The organism is Glaciimonas sp. PCH181 (genome assembly GCF_003056055.1).
GTDB lineage: Bacteria > Pseudomonadota > Gammaproteobacteria > Burkholderiales > Burkholderiaceae_D > Glaciimonas.
The window spans coordinates 857,925-878,259 of sequence record NZ_PYFP01000001.1 but is presented as its reverse complement, the minus strand read 5'-3'; the positions used below and the strand labels follow the sequence as shown (position 1 = coordinate 878,259).

19 protein-coding genes are annotated in these 20,335 nt (G+C 48.4%); 12 read left to right on the top strand and 7 right to left on the bottom strand.

All coding sequences use genetic code 11. The features are described 5' to 3' along the window. Positions 1-84: 84 nt before the first annotated feature. The gene (locus C7W93_RS03905) at positions 85-666 is read right to left on the bottom strand and encodes a TIGR00730 family Rossman fold protein (RefSeq protein WP_108438843.1); all 582 of its coding nucleotides are present in this window, start codon (positions 664-666) and stop codon (positions 85-87) included. Positions 667-697: 31 nt separating this feature from the next. Continuing rightward, positions 698-1,399 carry a TetR/AcrR family transcriptional regulator gene (locus C7W93_RS03900; RefSeq protein WP_108438842.1) on the bottom strand — a complete coding sequence of 234 codons (702 nt, stop codon included), beginning with the start codon at positions 1,397-1,399 and terminating at the stop codon, positions 698-700. Between the two features lie 139 nt (positions 1,400-1,538). Between C7W93_RS03900 and C7W93_RS03895 the strand changes: the two genes are divergently transcribed. The 11 genes from C7W93_RS03895 (at position 1,539) to C7W93_RS03845 (ending at position 12,236) form a co-directional block, all read left to right on the top strand. Further along, positions 1,539-2,564, top strand: a complete 1,026-nt coding sequence (locus C7W93_RS03895) for a patatin-like phospholipase family protein (RefSeq protein ID WP_108438841.1) — start codon at positions 1,539-1,541, stop codon at positions 2,562-2,564. A 49-nt stretch (positions 2,565-2,613) separates the two neighbouring features. Further along, positions 2,614-3,501 (top strand): alpha/beta fold hydrolase, encoded by an 888-nt coding sequence (locus C7W93_RS03890; protein ID WP_108438840.1) that lies wholly within the window; start codon positions 2,614-2,616, stop codon positions 3,499-3,501. A 131-nt stretch (positions 3,502-3,632) separates the two neighbouring features. Next, on the top strand, positions 3,633-4,478 hold the full coding sequence (locus C7W93_RS03885; protein ID WP_108438839.1) for a 3',5'-nucleoside bisphosphate phosphatase: 846 nt from the start codon (positions 3,633-3,635) through the stop codon (positions 4,476-4,478). A gap of 272 nt (positions 4,479-4,750) precedes the next feature. Then, complete coding sequence (gene htpX, locus C7W93_RS03880; protein WP_108438838.1) at positions 4,751-5,635, top strand: protease HtpX; 885 nt, start codon at positions 4,751-4,753, stop codon at positions 5,633-5,635. Between the two features lie 94 nt (positions 5,636-5,729). Next, positions 5,730-6,353 carry an L-threonylcarbamoyladenylate synthase gene (locus C7W93_RS03875; RefSeq protein ID WP_108438837.1) on the top strand — a complete coding sequence of 208 codons (624 nt, stop codon included), beginning with the start codon at positions 5,730-5,732 and terminating at the stop codon, positions 6,351-6,353. A 109-nt stretch (positions 6,354-6,462) separates the two neighbouring features. Continuing rightward, the gene (locus C7W93_RS03870; RefSeq protein ID WP_108438836.1) at positions 6,463-7,152 is read left to right on the top strand and encodes a site-2 protease family protein; all 690 of its coding nucleotides are present in this window, start codon (positions 6,463-6,465) and stop codon (positions 7,150-7,152) included. Positions 7,153-7,212: 60 nt separating this feature from the next. Next, positions 7,213-8,415, top strand: a complete 1,203-nt coding sequence (locus C7W93_RS03865) for a tryptophan--tRNA ligase (protein WP_108438835.1) — start codon at positions 7,213-7,215, stop codon at positions 8,413-8,415. A 20-nt stretch (positions 8,416-8,435) separates the two neighbouring features. Beyond that, a complete protein-coding gene (locus C7W93_RS03860) occupies positions 8,436-9,044 on the top strand; it encodes a class I SAM-dependent methyltransferase (RefSeq protein WP_370446393.1) in 609 nt (202 codons plus the stop codon). 194 nt (positions 9,045-9,238) lie between these two features. Then, complete coding sequence (gene dapA, locus C7W93_RS03855) at positions 9,239-10,117, top strand: 4-hydroxy-tetrahydrodipicolinate synthase (RefSeq protein ID WP_108440466.1); 879 nt, start codon at positions 9,239-9,241, stop codon at positions 10,115-10,117. A 58-nt stretch (positions 10,118-10,175) separates the two neighbouring features. Further along, positions 10,176-11,354 carry an outer membrane protein assembly factor BamC gene (gene bamC, locus C7W93_RS03850; protein WP_108438833.1) on the top strand — a complete coding sequence of 393 codons (1,179 nt, stop codon included), beginning with the start codon at positions 10,176-10,178 and terminating at the stop codon, positions 11,352-11,354. Positions 11,355-11,426: 72 nt separating this feature from the next. Then, the gene (locus tag C7W93_RS03845) at positions 11,427-12,236 is read left to right on the top strand and encodes an MBL fold metallo-hydrolase (protein ID WP_108440465.1); all 810 of its coding nucleotides are present in this window, start codon (positions 11,427-11,429) and stop codon (positions 12,234-12,236) included. Between the two features lie 169 nt (positions 12,237-12,405). On the opposite strand, the gene C7W93_RS03840 is transcribed toward C7W93_RS03845, so the two are convergent. Continuing rightward, positions 12,406-12,678, bottom strand: a complete 273-nt coding sequence (locus tag C7W93_RS03840) for a hypothetical protein (protein WP_108438832.1) — start codon at positions 12,676-12,678, stop codon at positions 12,406-12,408. Between the two features lie 341 nt (positions 12,679-13,019). Continuing rightward, complete coding sequence (locus C7W93_RS03835) at positions 13,020-14,141, bottom strand: cupin domain-containing protein (RefSeq protein WP_108438831.1); 1,122 nt, start codon at positions 14,139-14,141, stop codon at positions 13,020-13,022. Between the two features lie 164 nt (positions 14,142-14,305). On the opposite strand from C7W93_RS03835, the gene C7W93_RS03830 reads away from it, so the two are divergent. Then, positions 14,306-14,854, top strand: coding sequence for a peptidylprolyl isomerase (locus C7W93_RS03830; protein WP_108438830.1), 549 nt, complete (start codon positions 14,306-14,308; stop codon positions 14,852-14,854). A gap of 179 nt (positions 14,855-15,033) precedes the next feature. Here the strand turns inward: C7W93_RS03830 and C7W93_RS03825 are convergent, their stop codons facing one another. The 3 genes from C7W93_RS03825 to C7W93_RS03815 form a co-directional block, all read right to left on the bottom strand. Then, on the bottom strand, positions 15,034-16,041 hold the full coding sequence (locus C7W93_RS03825; RefSeq protein ID WP_225869741.1) for a hypothetical protein: 1,008 nt from the start codon (positions 16,039-16,041) through the stop codon (positions 15,034-15,036). Continuing rightward, the gene (gene mutS, locus C7W93_RS03820; protein WP_108438829.1) at positions 16,038-18,761 is read right to left on the bottom strand and encodes a DNA mismatch repair protein MutS; all 2,724 of its coding nucleotides are present in this window, start codon (positions 18,759-18,761) and stop codon (positions 16,038-16,040) included. The genes C7W93_RS03825 and mutS overlap by 4 nt, the downstream gene beginning before the upstream one ends. Before the next feature lie 138 nt (positions 18,762-18,899). After that, complete coding sequence (locus C7W93_RS03815) at positions 18,900-20,168, bottom strand: TIGR03862 family flavoprotein (protein WP_108438828.1); 1,269 nt, start codon at positions 20,166-20,168, stop codon at positions 18,900-18,902. Between the last annotated feature and the right edge of the window lie 167 nt (positions 20,169-20,335).

The following is a 20,335-nucleotide window of genomic DNA, read 5'->3' as shown; positions in this document are numbered from 1 at the left end:
TAACTGCGATGCTAAATATATGTATAAAAATGCCACGTATTCGAAAGAATGCGTGGCATTTTTTTGTGGCGCGAGTTAGCTGGATTAAATCGTGGTGCGATCCAACCACTTTGTTACCGTGAGTGGTATAAATGTTTTGAACCTGGTTAGCAGCGTTGGTGCGTCGGGCGCATCCATCAACAAATCCGCTTGCTCGGCTTTGAGAAAGCGCTGCGAAACCATATGCTGAATAAATTGAATGAGGCCATCGTAAAAACCGTCCACGTTCAATAAGCCGATTGGCTTTTGATGAAACCCTAATTGGGCCCACGTGAATACTTCGAATAGTTCTTCCAGCGTTCCTACGCCGCCTGGCATTGCGATGAAGCCGTCCGACAATTCTGCCATCATTGCTTTGCGCTCATGCATGTCTTTAACGATATGCAGTTTGGTTAAACCTTTATGCCCCAGCTCTTTTTCTAGTAGCGCTGTTGGGATAACACCAGTAGCAATTCCGCCCAGTCGGATAACTTCATCGGCGATAATCCCCATCAGGCCAACATTGCCGCCGCCGTATACGAGCGCAATGTTGTCGTCGACCATTTGCTGCGCTAGTGAGCGTGCAGCTTGTGCGTAAATGGGAGATGCTCCAGGAGAGGAGCCGCAATAAATACAAAGTGATTTCATTGGTTATAGAAATGTAAAAGTGGATTGCGCGTTATTGTATTGAAGAAATGGCGTTGTCAGCGCTAGTAGTGCCGTTTTTGTTCAAATATTGGGCGGTGAGCTCTTCAAAGTGGACTAAAGTCTGGCCGCGCAAATAGGGATGCATTAACGACAACACCTGATAGCATCCGCTGGCCAAGGCATTTTCTACGACCGCTTGCTCGGTATACTGGCGCGGATTTAATACATATTGATATGACAGCCAGTAACTTGCAGTGACAACCATATTTGTAGAGAGTGCGTCGATTTCAACTGCATTGACAGCCAAAGCGTTGTCCGCTTGCAAACCTTGACATAGTTGTTTTACTACCTTTATTTTATGGCCAAAAATTTCTTTAAAATGCAGCTCTAAAGTGCGATTGCGCGATAATAAATCGCTTAAGTCGCGATAAAAAAAGCGGTAACGCCATATTAGCTCGAACATAAGATGTAAATAACGCCATACATCTTGCATTGTCGGTCGGACCTCTTGTGGAACGGCTAACATACGACTCATTGCTTCTTCAAACGTCACAAAAATCGAATTAACGATGTCATCTTTATTGCGGAAATGGTAATACAAATTTCCCGGTGAAATTTTCATTTCATCGGCAATGATGGTGGTGGTGATATTTGGCTCGCCGAATTCATTAAAAAGACGCAAGGATAATTCTAAAATTTTTTCTCGCGTACGACGTGGCGCCTTTTGTTCCATGATTTTTTCTTTCCGAAAAATATCTGTATATCTGTGATTACGTCCTGTATATCGGGGGTTATATTGATTCTAAATATTTATATATGCTAAAGATTGTATATTGCTTCTGTAGACTGGCATATAACCAATAAGGGAAATCATGCAAAACAAAACCGTGACATTAGCATTGCAGGGTGGCGGATCGCATGGAGCGTTCACGTGGGGCGTTCTGGATCGATTGCTTGAAGATACTAGAATAGATATTAAGGGTATCAGCGGTGCCAGTGCTGGCGCGATGAATGCCGTAGTCATGAGCCATGGTTATGCGGTCGGGGGTAGGGATGGCGCGCGCCAGGCTTTAGCCGATTTCTGGGAAAGTGTCAGTACCAATGATCCGTTTAGTTTTATGCCGCATCATGCGCTTAGCGATGTGGCGATTGCCCGACAGGCATCTTCGACCGCTGTCATGAAAGGTTTGTTTTCGATGATGCGGTTGTTTTCGCCTTATCAATTTAATCCGTTTGATCTTAATCCGCTACGTGACATTCTTGTCAAACAAATTGATTTTGATCGTTTGCGAACGGACGGAGATATTAAATTATTCATCGCGGCCACCCAAGTTAGTACAGGTACCCTAAAGATATTTCGCAATCGTGATTTATCGCTGGATGCCTTGTTAGCATCTGCCTGCTTGCCGTCGATGCATCACGCAATAGAGATTGATGGCGAAGCGTATTGGGATGGTGGACTGACTGCGAATCCGCCAATTTTTCCTTTGTTACATCTCTGTGCATCGCCAGACATTATGGTGGTGCTATTACATCCATTCCGCCGGCCGAAAACACCCACAACCTCTGATGAAATCGGTCAAAGACTGACTGAAATTAGTTTTAGTTCTACCTTTTTTACCGAGATAGGCGGAATCGCACTAGCGCGACGTAATATCGCAGAAGATCCCGAGGCCAGCGGCAAACTTGAGCAGCGATTAAAAAATCTGAATATGCACGTTATCGATGCCAATGACTTAATGAGTCATTTAAGTGGCTCTAGCAAGCTCAATACCAAAGCATCTTTTATCAACGCATTGCGCGATGCCGGTCGTCAACAGGCGACTATCTGGTTATCAGAGAAGTTTGATGATCTTGGACGCTGCTCGTCTTTCGAACTTGACCAATTTATTTCATAGCGGTATATGCGCTGCTTAATTTCCCAACCTTTTTCTTATTAAGTAATCGATGAAAGTATCGCAATCGGATTTCATTCAAGTGCGCGGACTGCGCTATCACATTCGACGTTGGGGGAGGCCAGATGCTCCACAGCTATTCATGCTGCACGGGTGGATGGACGTATCGGCTTCTTTTCAGTTTGTCGTTGATTGTCTGGCGCAAGATTGGCAGGTCATCGCGCCGGATTGGCGGGGTTTTGGCCTGACACAACGCGGACCTGCGGATGTATATTGGTTTCCCGATTATTTGGCAGATCTGGACGCCATTTTGCAGCATTACGCAGGTCAGGAATCCGTCAATTTGCTCGGTCATAGCATGGGTGGCTATATCGCCGGTTTATATGCGGGCGTGCGGCTTCAGCGGATTAATAAACTAATCAATCTGGAAGGATTTGGTCCTGCGGTATCGCAACCGGATCAAGCGCCCGGACGCTATGCCAAATGGTTAGATGCATTACGCGTAGCGCCAGTGATGCACGGTTATGCATCGGAAGCCGCTGTCGCTGAGCGTTTGAAAAAGAACAATCCTCGACTGACAAATGCACGCGCTGCTTTTTTGGCGCAATACTGGGCCAGCGAGACAAGTTCGGGAAAATGGGAAATTCTTGGTGATCCCGCGCATAAACTTATCAATCCGGTCCTTCCGAAAGTCGATGAAATGTTGGCGTGTTGGCGTCAGATTCATGCGCCGGTATTATGTGTTGAAGCCGAAGATACCGACCTGTGGCGATGGATGGGCGGCAAGGATGTTATGCGTGCAGAGGTTGATCGGCGTATAGCGTGTCTTGCAGATGCACGTCTTGTAATGATTGCCGAGGCCGGACATATGCTGCATCACGATCAGCCCCAATTATTGGCAGAGACAATAGAGCGATTTCTGGCAGATCAGAAAACGTAAATCACCAGCTATTAATAAATTATCGGGTATAGATAAAAGGGTGTCACATCGGCGTAATGTGCGCTCGCAACAAAATGGTGGCAAGGGGCGTACAATCATTCCTTTAACTCGTGACTTATTGAGCCTCCTAGATGTTGAACGTTGACCTTCATTGCCACTCGAATATTTCCGACGGGATTTTATCGCCATCGGCAGTTGCCGTACGCGCTAAAGCCAACGGTGTAGATGTCTGGGCTTTAACCGATCATGACGAGATCAGAGGCATTCCCGAAGCCCGTGCCGCCGCTCTTGAACTCGGTCTGCAGTTCGTCACAGGGGTTGAAATTTCGATTACCTGGGGTGCGCAAACTATCCATATCGTTGGCCTGCACATTGATGAAACCAATCAGGAGCTGGTGCAAGGATTAGCTGAAACTCGCGGTGGTCGTGAACGGCGCGCGCGCGATATGGCGGCGCAACTGGCCGCAGCAGGGATTCCTGATGCATTTGAAGGTGCACTAAAACACGTTGGTAATCCCGACCTGATTTCTCGCACGCATTTTGCCCGTCATTTAGTTGACATCGGCATTTGTGCTGATACGCATGAAGTATTCCGCCGTTATCTGGTCGAAGGTAAGCCGGGTTATGTACCTCATCGGTGGGCTAGTTTGGCGCAAGCAGTGAAATGGATACTTGGTGCCGGCGGGATTGCGGTAGTTGCGCATCCGGGTCGCTATCATTTGAATGACGTTGCGCTCGGCGCGTTCTTCGATGAGTTTAAACAATTAGGTGGCACAGCCATTGAAGTTAATACCGGTAGCCACTCGCCAGATCAATACACCGAATACGCCAAAATTGCCATTGCCTATGGTTTTCTGGGGTCCCGTGGCTCTGACTTTCATAGCCCCGGCGAGTCCCGGGTTGATCTCGGCGCGTTACCGCCATTGCCTCCTGGCGTGGTACCAGTCTGGCACGACTGGTCTTTAGAAAACGCTTAAATCTCTGCCTGACGACGGCCATAGCCCAGGCGCCGCTCGACTTTCCTCGTTTATTCAAGTAAATTCCGGTTTCATCTAATTGATCATCTTCATTGAAGAAATGTATGCAATTTAAATGATTGTTTACGCTCTAAGATAATCTGATCGGATTGATGAAGATGCCGAAAACAATTTTGCGTTTGGTCGTGCGAGTAGTTACGTAATTGTTTCCCTCTTGAAATTTGTAATAACAGACCTATTTAAAAGCTATTCTCAATTTAGGAGTTTTGCGCATGAAACGTATTTTCCTGTTCCTCGCCACAAATATTGCAGTAATGCTGGTGTTGAGCGTCGTCCTATCGTTGCTGGGCGTGGATCGTTTTCTAACGCGTAGCGGCCTTGATATTCCAAAATTGATGGTGTTCTCACTGATCGTGGGCTTCGCTGGATCAATTTTTTCCCTATTAATCAGTAAGTGGATGGCAAAACGTTCCACTGGTGCACGAGTGATCGAATCGCCAGCGAACTCAACCGAGTTATGGTTGATCGATACCGTCGGAAAATTGGCGCAACGGGCGGGTATTGGCATGCCTGAGGTCGCCGTATTTGAAGGTGAACCTAACGCATTTGCGACTGGAGCTTTCAAAAACTCGGCATTAGTGGCAGTTTCGACCGGCTTGCTCGAAAGTATGACAAAAGAAGAAGTTGAGGCAGTATTGGGGCATGAAATCGCCCATATCGCGAATGGCGATATGGTGACGATGACCTTAATACAAGGCGTTGTTAATACTTTCGTCGTATTTTTGTCCCGCGTAATTGGTTATGCCGTTGATCGGGCCATGTCACGCAACAATAACGATGGGCCGGGTGCTGGTTACTTCATCGCAGTCATTGTTTCTCAGGTTGTTCTGGGGATTGGTGCATCAATGATTGTTGCCTGGTTCTCACGTCATCGGGAGTTTCGTGCCGATGCCGGATCTGCTAAATTGATGGGCAGCAGTGTACCAATGCAGCGTGCCTTAGCGCGTTTGGGTGGCGGCCAGGCAGCGTCTTTGCCCGAGTCGATGGCAGCGATGGGTATTAATGACAAGCCCGGTTTTATGGCATTATTCTCAAGCCATCCACCAATCGAACAGCGCATCGCGGCGTTACGCGATCCACACGTTACGGCGTTGTAACCATTCGAAGATAGTGTTAACACTATAAGAAGGTCACCGGGCGGCGGTAGTCTGACGACTATCGCCGTTTTTATATTTAAAGAGTTAGCGAGCCATGAGCCAGTTTTTTCACATTCATCCTGATAACCCACAATTGCGGTTAATCAAGCAAGCGGTACAAATTATTCAAAGCGGCGGTATCGTCGCTTTACCGACGGATTGCTGTTATGCCTTGGTCTGCCAACTAGACAATAAAGATGCCGTCGAGCGCATGCGCCGTATCCGAGGCGTGGACGATAAGCATCATTTGACCTTGTTGTGCAGCGATCTGAGCGAAATTTCAGAATATGCCAAAATCGATAACCGTCAGTTCCGTCTGCTGAAAAGCGGTACGCCGGGACCTTACACGTTTATTCTTGGCGCCTCTAAAGAAGTACCACGCCGTCTGAGTCACCCGTCGCGCAAAACCATAGGCCTGCGCGTGCCCGAAAGCGTTGTGGTACAAGCACTGCTGCAAGAGTTAGGGCAGCCGCTGATCGGTACAACCTTGATTTTGCCCGGTAATGGCTTGCCGCTTACCGAAGCAGAAGAGATACGGGATCAGTTAGAAAAACAAGTAGAGTTGGTGATCGACAGCGGCGCATGTAGTCTCGAACCAACGACGGTCATTGATTTGACGGCTGATGAACCAATGTTAATTCGACAGGGACGTGGGGATGTCAGGCTGTTCGGATTATAGTCACGCCTGAGATAGGCAATCTGCGCTTTCAATCTTTAGCTTATGATTTTAATTGATCATTTGCTCCGAATCCGCCGGGCATACGTGCCCCTCTGTTAAAATTCAGCGAATGAACGATCTCATACAAACTATTGCAGTATTAGCATTGCCTTTGCTTTTTGCCATTACGCTACACGAGGCCGCGCATGCCTACGCGGCGAAATACTTTGGCGATCCGACCGCTTATATGCTTGGTCGGATGAGCCTTAATCCTGTCAAACACATCGATCCCTTTGGCACCATACTAATTCCGCTGCTGATGTTTTTTTCAACTGGCGGGGCTTTCCTATTTGGCTATGCAAAACCAGTTCCGATCAATTTTGGTCAACTACGCAAGCCGAAACGCGATATGGCATGGGTCGCATTAGCCGGACCAGCTGCCAATGTGGTGATGGCGCTAGGATGGATGCTGGTATTAATCGGATTAGCAAGCACCGGCGCTGAAACGCAAGATTTCTTCGTCAGGATGGCACAATACGGTATTCGTATTAATCTAGTGCTGTTTGCATTGAATCTATTCCCAATTCCCCCGCTGGATGGCGGCCGTATTTTGTTTAGTTTGCTGCCGCATAAATACGCCTTTAAACTCGCCAAGATCGAGCCGTATGGTTTCTTTATTGTGTTGGCTTTGCTGCTGATAAAACTGCCGCAATTCGGTGATCAGCCTACGCTATATGCAGTCTGGATTACGCCGTTAATGAATATCGCCTCTGCTGTTTTACGATGGATTGTTACGCCGTTATTGATGTTGGTGCAGTGATCCTGTTGTAAGAACTTAATTGTCCCTTTTTATTTGCCTTTCTGATATCTCACATTAATTATGTATCCTGATCGCGTTGTTTCTGGCATGCGTCCTACTGGCGCTTTACATCTCGGCCACTATCACGGCGCTTTAAAAAACTGGGTTCGGCTGCAATCCGAATTACCTTGCCTGTTTTTTGTCGCTGACTGGCACGCGCTGACAACCCATTACGACGATCCCAGTCAGATCGAAACCAGTACCTGGGACATGTTGATCGATTGGCTTGCTGCCGGTGTCGATCCATCGCAATCGACATTATTTATCCAGTCTAAAGTGCCGGAACATGCAGAATTACATTTGCTGCTCTCCATGGCCACGCCGCTAGGTTGGTTGGAGCGCGTCCCGACTTATAAAGATCAACAAGAAAAGCTCACCGACCGTGATTTGGCAACCTATGGTTTTCTAGGCTATCCATTACTGCAGGCGGCTGATGTTTTAATTTACCGTGCAACCCAAGTGCCAGTAGGTGACGATCAAGTTCCGCATATCGAAATGATGCGCGAGATCGCACGACGTTTTAATCATCTTTATGGGAAAGAAAAAGGCTTTGAAGAAAAGGCGCAAGATGCCGTCAAAAAGTTAGGTAGCAAGCGCGCCAAGCTTTATCACGAATTGCGTGTCGATTTTCAGCAAAAGGGAAGCGAAGAGGCATTGGAGCAAGCTAAGGCGATGCTTGATGATGCCCAGAATCTGTCGATGATCGACCGAGAGCGATTGTTCGGTTTTCTTGAGGGGAGCCGTAAATTGATTCTGTCCGAGCCCCAGGCGCTTCTGACAGATGCATCGCGTTTACCAGGTCTTGATGGCCAGAAAATGTCGAAAAGCTATGGTAATTCCATCGCTTTGCGTGATGACAAAGATACGGTTACCAAAAAAGTGCGCACTATGCCGACAGACCCCGCACGTGTACGTCGTACCGATCCGGGTGAGCCAACTAAATGTCCGGTATGGCAGTTCCATTTGGTCTATTCCAATCTAGCCACGCAAGAATGGGTCACAAAGGGCTGCCGTTCTGCCGGTATTGGCTGCCTGGAATGCAAACAACCCATAATCGATGCCATCGTCAGAGAGCAGGAGCCAATGCATGAACGTGCTCAGCAGTATCTGGATGATCCTTCTCTTGTACGCGCAATTGTGGCTGACGGCGCGGATCATGCCCGCAAATTAGCGCAGGATACAATGCGTGACGTGCGCGAGGCCATGGGCTTAAGCTACAGCTGAGTTATTTGTCGCTCCGAAAAATGTTTTCTGCCCCAATTACAAAGCCAATTGATATGCCTGATCTGCCTGTTTCTAGTTGGGTAAAACGTTTTATAGGCACAATCCCGGCTGGGAAAGTACTCGATCTTGCCTGCGGTGAGGGACGTCATAGCGCAATGCTGGCGGCAGCGGGCAAGGATGTGCTAGCGGTGGATCGCAATCCTGATGTACTTATAAAAATTGCGGAAAAAGGCATCGAGACGCTTCAGATTGATTTGGAAAGCAATAATGATCTTGCGCTGGCAGAGTTATTTCAGCCCCAGCGTTTCGCCGGAATAGTCGTAACAAATTATTTACATCGTCCTTTGGTGCCGCTGCTGCTTAATAGTATTGCTGATCAGGGAGTGCTGCTGTATGAGACCTTTGTTGAGGGAAATCAACAATTTGGCAGGCCCTCCAATCCAGATTTTCTTTTAGCATCAGGTGAGTTATTGCGCTGGCTGGCCGCTGATTCTGAATACGTTTGGCATGTTGTGGCGTTTGAAGAGGGCTATGTCGAGCATCCAAAGCCAGCAATGGTGCAACGACTTTGCGCTGTAAAAGGAACCGCCGGTTCTCTGGCAGGTCTACAGCTCGATGTAATTACTTAAGTGATGCTAGATGTGATCGTTTCTTTATCATTCCGGAAATATTGGTCACTGCGCTAAATAGTTCGGCGGTCGATCAGGCTAACTCGACTGCTTCTCGGTAAATTCATTTGTTTTAATTTGAATTGCACGTGGAATTTCCCCATAGTCTCGGCTATCCGCTACAATCAGGTTTTTATCTCTTCGTACTTACTATCATGATCCAAGGTAGCATCGTTGCAATCGTTACTCCCATGCATGCGGACGGCAGCCTTGATTTGCCGGGCCTACGTAAACTGATTGATTGGCATATTGCCGAAGGTACTGATGCGATTGTCATCGTCGGTACTTCAGGCGAATCGCCGACAGTTTCGGTAGCAGAGCATTGTGAATTGATCAAAGTTACCGTTGAGCATACTGCAAAGCGGATACCGATCATTGCCGGTACTGGCGGGAATTCAACCGCTGAGGCGATCAATTTAACCCGTTATGCCAAAGAGGTCGGTGCTGACGCCTCGTTGCAAGTCGTGCCTTATTACAATAAGCCTACGCAAGAAGGCATGTATCAGCACTTTAAGAAGATTGCAGAGTCGGTTGATTTGCCAGTGATTTTGTATAACGTACCAGGTCGTACGGTTGCTGACATGAGTAACGAAACGATTTTACGTCTGGCACAGATTCCGGGAATTGTTGGTGTCAAGGATGCCACCGGCAATATCGCACGTGTGACAGATTTGCTGCGTTTGGCTCCGGCCGATTTTGCTGTGTATTCCGGTGACGATCCGACCGCGATGGCGTTGATGCTTTGTGGTGGTAAAGGCAATATTTCAGTCACTGCCAACGTTGCACCACGGGATATGCATTTACTTTGTATGGCTGCTATTAAGGGCGATGTCGCCGAAGCCATCAGAATTAACAATAAATTACTGCCACTGCACATTCAATTGTTTATTGAACCGAATCCGGTTCCGGCAAAATGGGCATTGTTTGAAATGGGCATGATGCCGTCCGGACTTCGTTTGCCTTTAGTGGCATTGTCGCCCGCATGTCACGTCCCGGTTCGTGCGGCATTGCGTGAATCCGGTGTACTAAAATAAGCTGCGCTAACAGGCGTTTTCTCAAGAATTTTTTTCGTTCCATTCATTCTGTATTCACATGACTATTCGCAAGAACATTCCTTCAGCTTCACGCAGTCTTATCCAACGTAATCTTATTTTCACACTGGCATTGACGAGCCTGGCAGGTTGCAGCTCTCTCAATTCGATGCTGGAACCGGATCGTATCGATTACAAAAGCGCCGATAAGGTCAAGACGCCAAAACTGGATATTCCACCTGATCTTACGCAATTGCAACGCGAAAATCGTTACGCTATTCCTGAGTCAAATCAAGGTACAGCGACAGCGTCTGGTTATAACCTTCAACAAGGTTTGAAGCCTGCTACTGGCGAGTCCGTCGTGGCGCCTAACGGTGCTCCTGACATGCACATCGAACGTGATGGCTCGCAGCGTTGGTTGGTGATTCAGGCGACGCCTGAATCGTTGTGGCCAAAGATTAAAGATTTTTGGCAAGATTCAGGTTTCCTGATCAATGTCGAAAATGCTGATACAGGTGTAATGGAAACGGATTGGGCTGAAAATCGTGCAAAGATTCCGCAAGATTTTCTCCGAAACACGCTGGGCAAAGTCTTCGATTCACTTTACTCAACGGGCGAGCGCGACAAGTTCCGTACACGCCTTGAGCGTGGTCCAAATGGCACGACTGAAGTCTATATTAGTCATCGTGGCGCGGAAGAAGTCCTGACCGGCTCATCAAAAGAAAATAGTATCTGGACTGCACGTGCAGAAGACCCACAATTGGAGGCAGAATTTTTGTCTCGCCTGATGTCCCGTCTGGGCGCAGATCAGGTTAAAGCCAAGGCGGCAGTCGCTAGCGCACCATCTTTGCAAGCACGCTCTAAGTTGGTTAAGGGTGCAGCCGGTACTGGGGCTAGTTATGTTGAAGTCGACGAGAGTTTTGATCGTGCATGGCGACGTGTAGGTTTGGCGCTTGATCGGGTTGGCTTCACAGTGGAAGACCGTGATCGTACGCAAGGTGTTTATTTTGTGCGTTATGTCGATCAAGGTGAGGACATTAAAAATAAGAAATCGGATGGTTTCTTCTCAAAAATGTTCTCAAGTTCCAAAAAAGACGACAAAACTGCAGCGCGTTATCGTGTAGCGGTAAAAGGCTCCGGTGCAGCAAGTCAGATCGCCGTGCAAAACAATCAAGGTCAGCCTGAAACTTCGCAAGCAGCCGATAAGATCCTCGCTTTGATAAACGAGCAACTTAAGTAAATGTTCAAGTAATCGTTTTGTCGTTGCCTTTCGAATGGTTCGTGAGGCAGCGATATCCAGAGGGTCATGTCGTTGAAATTTGCCAGTCTGGGAAGCGGTAGTGAGGGTAATGCCTTATTAATTTCTACTGCTTCCGCTAATCCCTCTATCGCTGCTGCCGCAACCAAAGCCACAACCACCATTATGTTGGATTGTGGCTTTGGCATTAAAGAGACCGAAAGGCGCTTGCTCAAATTGGGCGTCAGCGCGTCGGACTTATCCGCGATTATAGTCACGCACGAGCATCAGGATCATATCGGTGGTGTATTCAAATTTGCGCGACGCCATAGTTTGCCGGTATGGCTTACGTACGGCACTTATCAGGCTGCCTCTAAAATCTCCAAGAATTGTAATGATGTGCAAATACATTTTTGCCGAGATGGTGAGGAATTGACTATTGGCGAACTGGAGCTAACGCCGTTCACGGTTCCGCATGATGCGAGAGAGCCGGTTCAATATGTTGCCAGTGATGGCAAACTGAAGCTCGGCGTGTTGACAGATGTCGGGAAATCCACAAACCATCTCATTCAGACCTTAAGTGGCTGCGACGCGCTGATATTGGAGTGTAATCACGATCGTCAGATGTTGCGTGATTCTGCTTATCCACCTTCGCTTAAGCGAAGAATTGGGGGAGATTATGGGCATCTATCAAATGAAGCCGCTGCCGAGATTCTAAAAGCGCTAGATCAATCCGTCTTACGTAGAATCATAGGAGCGCATTTGAGTTTGCGTAACAATACGCGCGAACTTGCATTTTCTGCGCTGCTTGCAAGCAAAAAGAATGACGATACCGAGCTAACAATCGCCTGTCAGGAAGATGGCTTTGATTGGCTGGAAATATAATCAGCCCATGCGAAAGAGGGTTGTGGGCTATCGATGATGATTGAATGGGGTTGCAGAGTGTGCATCATCATTTGGAAATGCGTTCGATGTAACAGAAAAGTGTTCTTTGACTATATTTTGACGCAAAAAAAGCCGACCCGAGGGTCGGCTTTTTCTTAGCAACAAAAAATTACTTAGATGCAGCTGGAGCAGCAGCGTCAGCAGCAGCCGATGTAGCTGTTGTTGCAGCAGCAGCAGCGTCAGAAGCAGCTGTCGATGCAGCAGCAGCTGAAGAAGCAGCAGCGTCAGCAGCAGAAGCAGCTGTCGATGCAGCAGCATCAGCAGCAGCTGGTGCAGGAGCTGTTACTGAAGCAGCTGTATCAACAGCAGGCGCTTCGTCTTTTTTACCGCAAGCAGCCAAAGTCAGGGCCAACAGGGAGGCGATCAATAGTGTTTTTTTCATGGATATTCCTTCAGTAGTAATCAAAAATTTTTTTTGCGATGAATAATTACCGGTAATTATCGCTCTACAGGATGTTTTCGCAGTGCTTTGCACTAAATTTGCGCATTGCGATACAACAAAAACTTTCCAGCTGCGAATTATAGCGGATTTTGTTTAATATGACATAGCAGGTTTGCTTTTTAGTAAGGATTTGTATTGCCGCAACAAGGATCAAACTCTTCTTCGGCAAGGAGACCAATGTACGCTTTTTAGGACTAAAAAATGCAATTTAGTTGTTATAAAACGTAAAAATCCTTTCTATCAATCTCATTTAATGTTTGTCATTTATTAATAGCGATTAATCAACCGAGATTAATCCAGCCATCTTCGTACCATGTATAAAGCGCCTCCAGCACGTCCTTGGAAACTACGCTGGCAGCTTGCCCGTCTAATTTGCGATTATCTGCTAATACGCATAATGAGGCCTTATCCTCACGCCCCGCAGCAAATGACTCACCATTAATAAACAGATGTTTGCCGCGATACAGCATTTGTGTCTTGCGCGAAAGTGAGACACCACGCTTGGCGATAGCAGCCGTAAAACGCGACAGTGTTAAGGGCCGCGGAGGCGACTCAAAAAATACGGTCGCTTTTGGGTCTGATAAATATTCACCAACAAAAATGGCGACGTCATCGTCCGTAAAGCGTACTTTATTCAATGCATCTGATATTTGGGAGAGCATATTCCGCCCAATTTCCGCAGGATGTTTGGTTGGCGCCAGATCCGCATCGGCGTAACGGCCGGGAAGATCGATTGAGTCTGCCATGAACTGCAAAAAAGCCTCGCCTAATTCCTGAAATGCTGGTGCGCGAAAGCCAATCGAATAGGTCATGCATTCACCGATGGCAGTGCCGTCGTGAGCGTATTGCGGCGGCAGGTAAAGCATATCGCCTGGCTCAAGTACGAACTCTTGCTCTGGCGTGAAATTTTTGAGAATTTTTAGCGCGCTGCCTTGTACCAGTGTTAAATCTTGCCCTGCGCCGATTTTCCAGCGACGTTGCCCATGCGCTTGCAACAAAAACACATCGTAAGAATCAAAGTGTGGGCCCACGCCACCGGTGTCCGTAGCATAACTGACCATCAGATCGTCCAGCCGGGTGTCAGGGATGAAGCTAAACTGTCTTAGCAGCGCATCGGCCATGTCGTCATGTAAATTGACGCCTTGCACCAATAACGTCCAATCTTTTTTGCTGATAGCCGGTACGGTTGCGATTGGTCCATTTTCTACTTTCCATTCTTGCTTAAAATGGGTGATCAGGCGTGACTCAACGTCGTCGCGGGCAGCCATTTTGAACAACGCATCAGCGGATAATAAGGGCTTAAATCCCGGTATCGCCTGCCGAATCAGCAGGGGTTTTTTGTGCCAGTAATCGCGTAAAAATTGCGCAGGCGACAGGCCGCCCAGTAAAGTGAAATTTTTCATAGCCCGCATTATATCGGTTTGACTATCCTTGCATGCTGCACTAACGCCACAAGTCTTGGAATTCGCCCTGATTTTTATTATCTGCGGATAAATTTTTCTGGTTCCGCGGACCTGATGAATTCGGCGGGTATAATCTGTCCGCACATTAAATGAAAGGAATGATCATGAAGATTGCCAAGAATACGGTTGTGACTGTCCACTACAAACTGTCAGATGCTCAAGGCAACTTGATCGAAGAGAGTAGTGAGCCGATGGTTTATTTGCACGGCGGTTACGAAGGCACGTTGCCAAAAATTGAAGAAGCGCTGGATGGCAAGGAAGTTGGCTACAACGTCGAGCTACAAGTTGAGCCGGATGACGCCTTTGGCGAATATGACTCAAAACTGGTGAAGATCGAGGCGCGCAATCGTCTGCCGACACCGTTAGAAGTTGGTATGCAATTTGAAGGCACGCCAGACGGTGAAGATGATGATGAGCAATCTCTGATTTTTACGGTTACCGATATCGCTGATGATAAAGTCGTTTTAGATGGCAATCATCCTTTGGCCGGTATAGCGCTGCGTTTCGACTTGACAGTCGGCGAAGTACGCGAGGCAACAGAGGAAGAAGTCGTTCATCAACACGTGCATGGTGCCCATGGTCATCACCATGGCGAGCACGATGATCATGATGACGATGCTGCAGATGAATTCCGCAGCCATCCTTTGCATTGATTAACGACATGCAATAGATTGATCGCATCTGTCGTCGTTTAGGCGATTACAGATGAAAAAAGCCGTGAACATTGATTTTTAATCTTTGTTCACGGCTTTTTTATATCTATAGCGAATTGCGACGCTCGATATTTATTTTTAGATCTAAATCTAAACAGAGGCGAATTAATAATGTCCTCTTAGTTTCGTTTCTTATCCATCACAAAAAAATCCGGATGACGCTCATCAACCGTTACTTTGATCCAGGCGGTGGCGATCTCCATATCGCCCAGATTTTTTTTCCAGATAATGCCAGCGGGGATGGGGGCGGTGTCGGTAGGCGGCTCGTGTATGAGCAATACCTTTCCGTGGAATTTTGATGCCAACGCATTAATGGCATGGCGCATTTCGACAAAGCCGTCGCGTTTAACATTGAAATCGAATATACGATGATGTTGTATCGCCAATGGATCTCCGTCACAAAATAAAACAATCCCATCCGATTTCTTTTGCGACGCAATCACAAATATACGTTGCAGCCACTCCTTATTGGCGATTAGTCGATCTTCAAACTCGCTGTTTCGGCCACCTTCGGACATGTAATGGTTGTTTCGAGAAGGCAAATTGATCGTGGCAAACATCACATTACCGATTTCCCAACGCGCATTTTCAACATAGCTACGAAATTTTGGCGATGTCGATTGGCGATTCATTGGGATACGCGTATCGCCGAACGAAAAATCGTCAGCAAAAAATAATTCTCGAATCCTATTCAAGCGTTCAAAGGACGTTGAGCGCCCAGCTTCGTTTTTACAGGCAACCCAATCGCTGGCAGATAGCGAGACGATCAAACCATTTTTGGCACTATTGAGTAACGCCTTGCGTTGCTGGTACATCTTGTCGGAACAAGGTTCTTGCTCTGACTTGATGCCATTAGTGACGACGAAAGCCAGATTGTCATCGTCGGTTTGTGCGATCGCTGTACGCAGGGTGACGTCGTCCGAGGCTGTGCGGAACGGATGTCCGATAACACCGAAACTAAAGACATTCGTATCCGATTGCTCATCAGCAATGGCGGGCGCTGAGAGAAAAAATAGTGCCAGCACAGCGGCTATTGTCCCGGCAGTGATCTGTCTGTAAATTGGTCCCAATTTCTGACGCAACTTATGCGACTTATCGTCTACAAATAACGAGGAGGGGTGATTCATGCGACTTTTTGAAAAGCTGTATCCGGATTGCTTAAATGCTTCAACCGGTACAATTGCTCTAAAGCTTCCCGCGGCGTCAGGGCGTCTGGATCTATCGTTGCCAATGCTTCCAGCAACTCCGTTGCCAATGCGTTCTCCGTCTGATGATCTTCCGCAAGTTCGACATCAATATCTGCCAAATCATCATCCGTCTGAGGGCGCGAAAACAAGTCAAATTGTGGCGTCGCTTGCACTGATTGCGATTCCAGCAAGGCTAAATGCTTGCGTGCAGCACGGATAACAGGCGCTGGCACGCCAGCCAATTGCGCCACTTGCAAACCGTAGCTTTGCGATGCCGGGCCGGGTTGAACCGCGTGTAAAAACACAATGCTGTCTTTGTGTTCAACCGCCGATAGATGGACATTCGCGGCTGAAGCATGGATATCCGGCAATTGCGTCAGTTCGAAATAGTGCGTCGCAAACAAGGTAAAGCTGCGCGTTACTTCAATCAATTGCTTGGCAATCGCCCAAGCTAAGGCCAAGCCATCAAAAGTGGAGGTGCCACGGCCGACTTCGTCCATCAGCACCAGTGAACTTTCACTAGCCCCATTCAGAATGGCGGCCGATTCGGTCATTTCCACCATAAAGGTAGAACGTCCGCCAGCAAGATCATCGGCAGCGCCGATACGCGTGAAGATACGATCTATCGGACCAATTACTGCACTGCTGGCCGGTACGTAGCTGCCCACGTAAGCCAGCAATGTGATCAGCGCAACTTGACGCATGAAGGTTGATTTTCCGCCCATGTTCGGACCAGTGATCAGCAGCAATTTATTTTCTGCCGACAACATGCAATCATTGGCGATAAAGTGTTCAATTTGCTTTTCAACGACAGGGTGTCGACCTTGCTGAATCTGGATCGCCGGTTCTGCCACCAGCTGCGGTGCGCACCAGTCGTGCCGCGACGCGTGGTCGGCCAATGCCACCAGCGTGTCAATTTGTGCCAGCGCCTGTGCGATCGTTTGCAGCGTGCCAATATGGGGCGCCAAATCTTGCAACAACTGTTCGTAAAGCACTTTTTCCCTGATCAACGCGCGTTCTTGCGCTGACAAGGCCTTGTCTTCAAAGGCTTTGAGTTCTGGCGTAATGTAACGCTCAGCATTTTTTAGAGTCTGGCGACGGCGATAATCGTCAGGGACTTTATCCGTCTGACCGTGCGTCACTTCAATATAAAAGCCGTGGACCTTGTTATATTCTACCCGCAGATTGGCAATACCGGTGCGTGCGCGTTCTCTGGTTTCCAGATCGATTAAAAACTGACCTGCGTTCTGCGATAAACCGCGCAATTCATCTAAATCGGCATCGAAGCCGTCGGCAATCACGCCACCGTCTCTGACCATTGTCGCCGGTTCGGTAGCAATGGCGTTCTGCATCAACGTCAGGCATTCCACTGGCGTGGCTAATGCCTGTTGTAGCGTACTTAACAACGAAGTTAGCGACGTATTGTCATCGTCAACTTCATCGCTGCCGCATAGTGCAATGCCTGCCCGGACTGCATCCAGTTGCTGTAAACCGTCGCGCAAACCGGCCAAATCACGGGGGCGTGCTGAGAGCAGAGCTATGCGGGTGGTGATGCGCTCAATGTCGGGGACTGCTGCCAGTGTTGACGATAGTGCTGCCCCTGCATCCGCAGCCAGTAATGCGCCGATAGCGGCATGCCGTCCTTGCGCCACGGATTGCGCACGTTTAGCGTGATGCAGCCAATGCCTTAATAGGCGCGATCCCATCGCGGTGCGGCAATGATCTAATAAGGAGAATAAAGTCGGTGCACCTGAAGCAGAATCTTCGCCTCGAATAGTTTCGGTGAGTTCCAGATTGCGACGCGTAGCAGCATCTAAGCCAATGAATTCATTCTCTGTTTCGACTGTCAGGGCGCGAACATGCTGCAAGCCCTTGCCTTGCGTAGACTGTGCATAACGCAGTAACGCTCCAGCCGCGCCGATAGCGGTGCTTAGACCTTCTGCGCCAAAGCCGCTTAGAGTGCTAACGGCCAGTTGTTCGAGCAAGGCCTTTTCACCGTTGGGGACGTCAAAATGCCATTCAGGAACCGTTGTCGCCTTGCTAGATAAGGTCAGTCCGTGGGCGGTAGACAGGATCGGGCTGGCAAGATCGGCGATCAGTATTTCAGCAGCGGCGATGCGTTCTAATTCTTGCTTAAGGCGCACGTCCAGCGCTCGGATTTCGCCGCTGAATTCCATCATTTTCAAAGCACCGCTTGCCATCGATAGCCATGCCAGGCCGACCGTGGCAGTCTTGCGTTGCTTGTTCTGCGAGAACGATAGCGCCAATAGCGGCTGCTCAGATTTTTCTGGCAATAAGTTGGAGTCAGTTAGCGTTCCCGGCGTGACAACGCGTACGACTTTGCGTTCTACGATGCCCTTGCTAGTTGCCGGATCGCCGATTTGTTCGCATAATGCCACCGATTCGCCGATCTTGACCAATTTGGCCAGATATTGATCTGCAGCATGAAACGGTACACCACACATTTTAATCGGCGCACCGTTATAGGTACCGCGAGAAGTCAGCGTGATGCCTAGTAAACGGGACGCTTTTTCCGCATCTTCAAAAAACAACTCATAAAAATCCCCCATCCGAAAGAACACGAGTGTTGTTGGATGGTCTGCCTTGATGCGGAGATATTGCGCTGTGCCGGGGGAGATTTTTGCTTTTTCTACGGTCATCCGTTTATCACTCGCACGTCATTAATTACATTAACCATTTTTATCTTTCAACCTATAACTAATTTGTTCGCATGCATTGCCATAGTCTCTGGCACGCCATTTTTTACCATTGATGGCAGGTGTTGAATTTTAAACGCTTTACTGCTCCAGCTGCGTTTCTAGCCATTTAAGTACGCCAGAACCGGCTTTTCGTCCTGACGCAAAGCACGCCGTCAATAAATAACCGCCCGTAGGTGCTTCCCAATCCAGCATTTCCCCCGCGCAAAAAAATCCCGGTATTGCTTTCAGCATTAAATTTTGATCTAGTCCTTCGAACATGACCCCACCAGCGCTGCTGATGGCTTCGTCGATGGGTCTTGCCGAAGTCAGTGTGATCGGGAGCGCTTTAATAGCAATAGCGAGTCTGGCAAGGTCAGCAAAATCATCGGAAGCGAACTCTCGCAGTAATCCGACTTTGACGCCCTTTAATCCAAGCCGACTTTGCAAATGTCCTGACCATGACCGCGCGCCACGAGGATGCGAGACTTCGGCAAGTACCCGTTGCGGTGACCAATCGGGTAATAAATCAAGATGCAAACGCGCACTGCCATGGCTGGCGATTCGATCACGTAATCTTGCCGATAGGGCATAGATAAGGCTCCCCTCAACGCCATTCGCGCTGATGACGAACTCACCTTGTTTACGGAACGTGTTTGTTTTATCGGCACTGTCATCCAGATCCGGCAACGCGATGGCGATCGATTTTAAATAATGACCGGCAAAGCGCTCCTGAAAATACGTGCTTAACGCAACGTTGAAACCACAATTCGATGGCACTAAAGACGCCACAGGAATCCGGCGTTGTTCCAGCAATTTAACCCAGGCGCCATCGGAACCTAAACGTGCCCAACTACCGCCGCCGAGTGCCAATATCGTTGCATCAGCAATGACCGACTGTTCGCCATCAGATGTAGTGAAGCGTAGTCCGCCATCATCGTTCCAGCCGATCCAGCGATGGCGCATGTGAAATTGCACGCCAGCCAAACGCAAGCGATGTAGCCATGCGCGTAATAACGGCGCAGCTTTCATATCGGTAGGAAATACGCGCCCCGACGATCCCACAAAAGTTGACACGCCCAGCGATTCGACCCAATTACGTAAAGCGTCTGGGCCAAATGCTTCTAGCAGCGGGGTAATATTTTGTTCCCGTGCTACATAACGCGACAGAAAGTCTGAATAAGGCTCCGAGTGCGTGATATTCATGCCGCCTTTACCCGCTAGCAGAAATTTGCGGCCTACGGATGGCATTGCGTCGTAAACATTGACCTGAACACCACCGGCAATCAATATTTCGGCTGCCATTAATCCGGCAGGGCCACCGCCGATGATGGCGACAACAGGGGGGCGGGCAGTGGGCCAGGAAACCATGAATTTTTTCGAATGAAGGGATATTTAACGAAAGTGCAGGAGATAAAACACACCGAGGCCGTAGTCTACGCCCCCGTCACTCAGCTGCCAATCGGTTACGGCGATTTAAGCGCGGCATCCTGATTTAATGCCCGGAATATTGCCATTTATGCTCCGCAACGGATCGC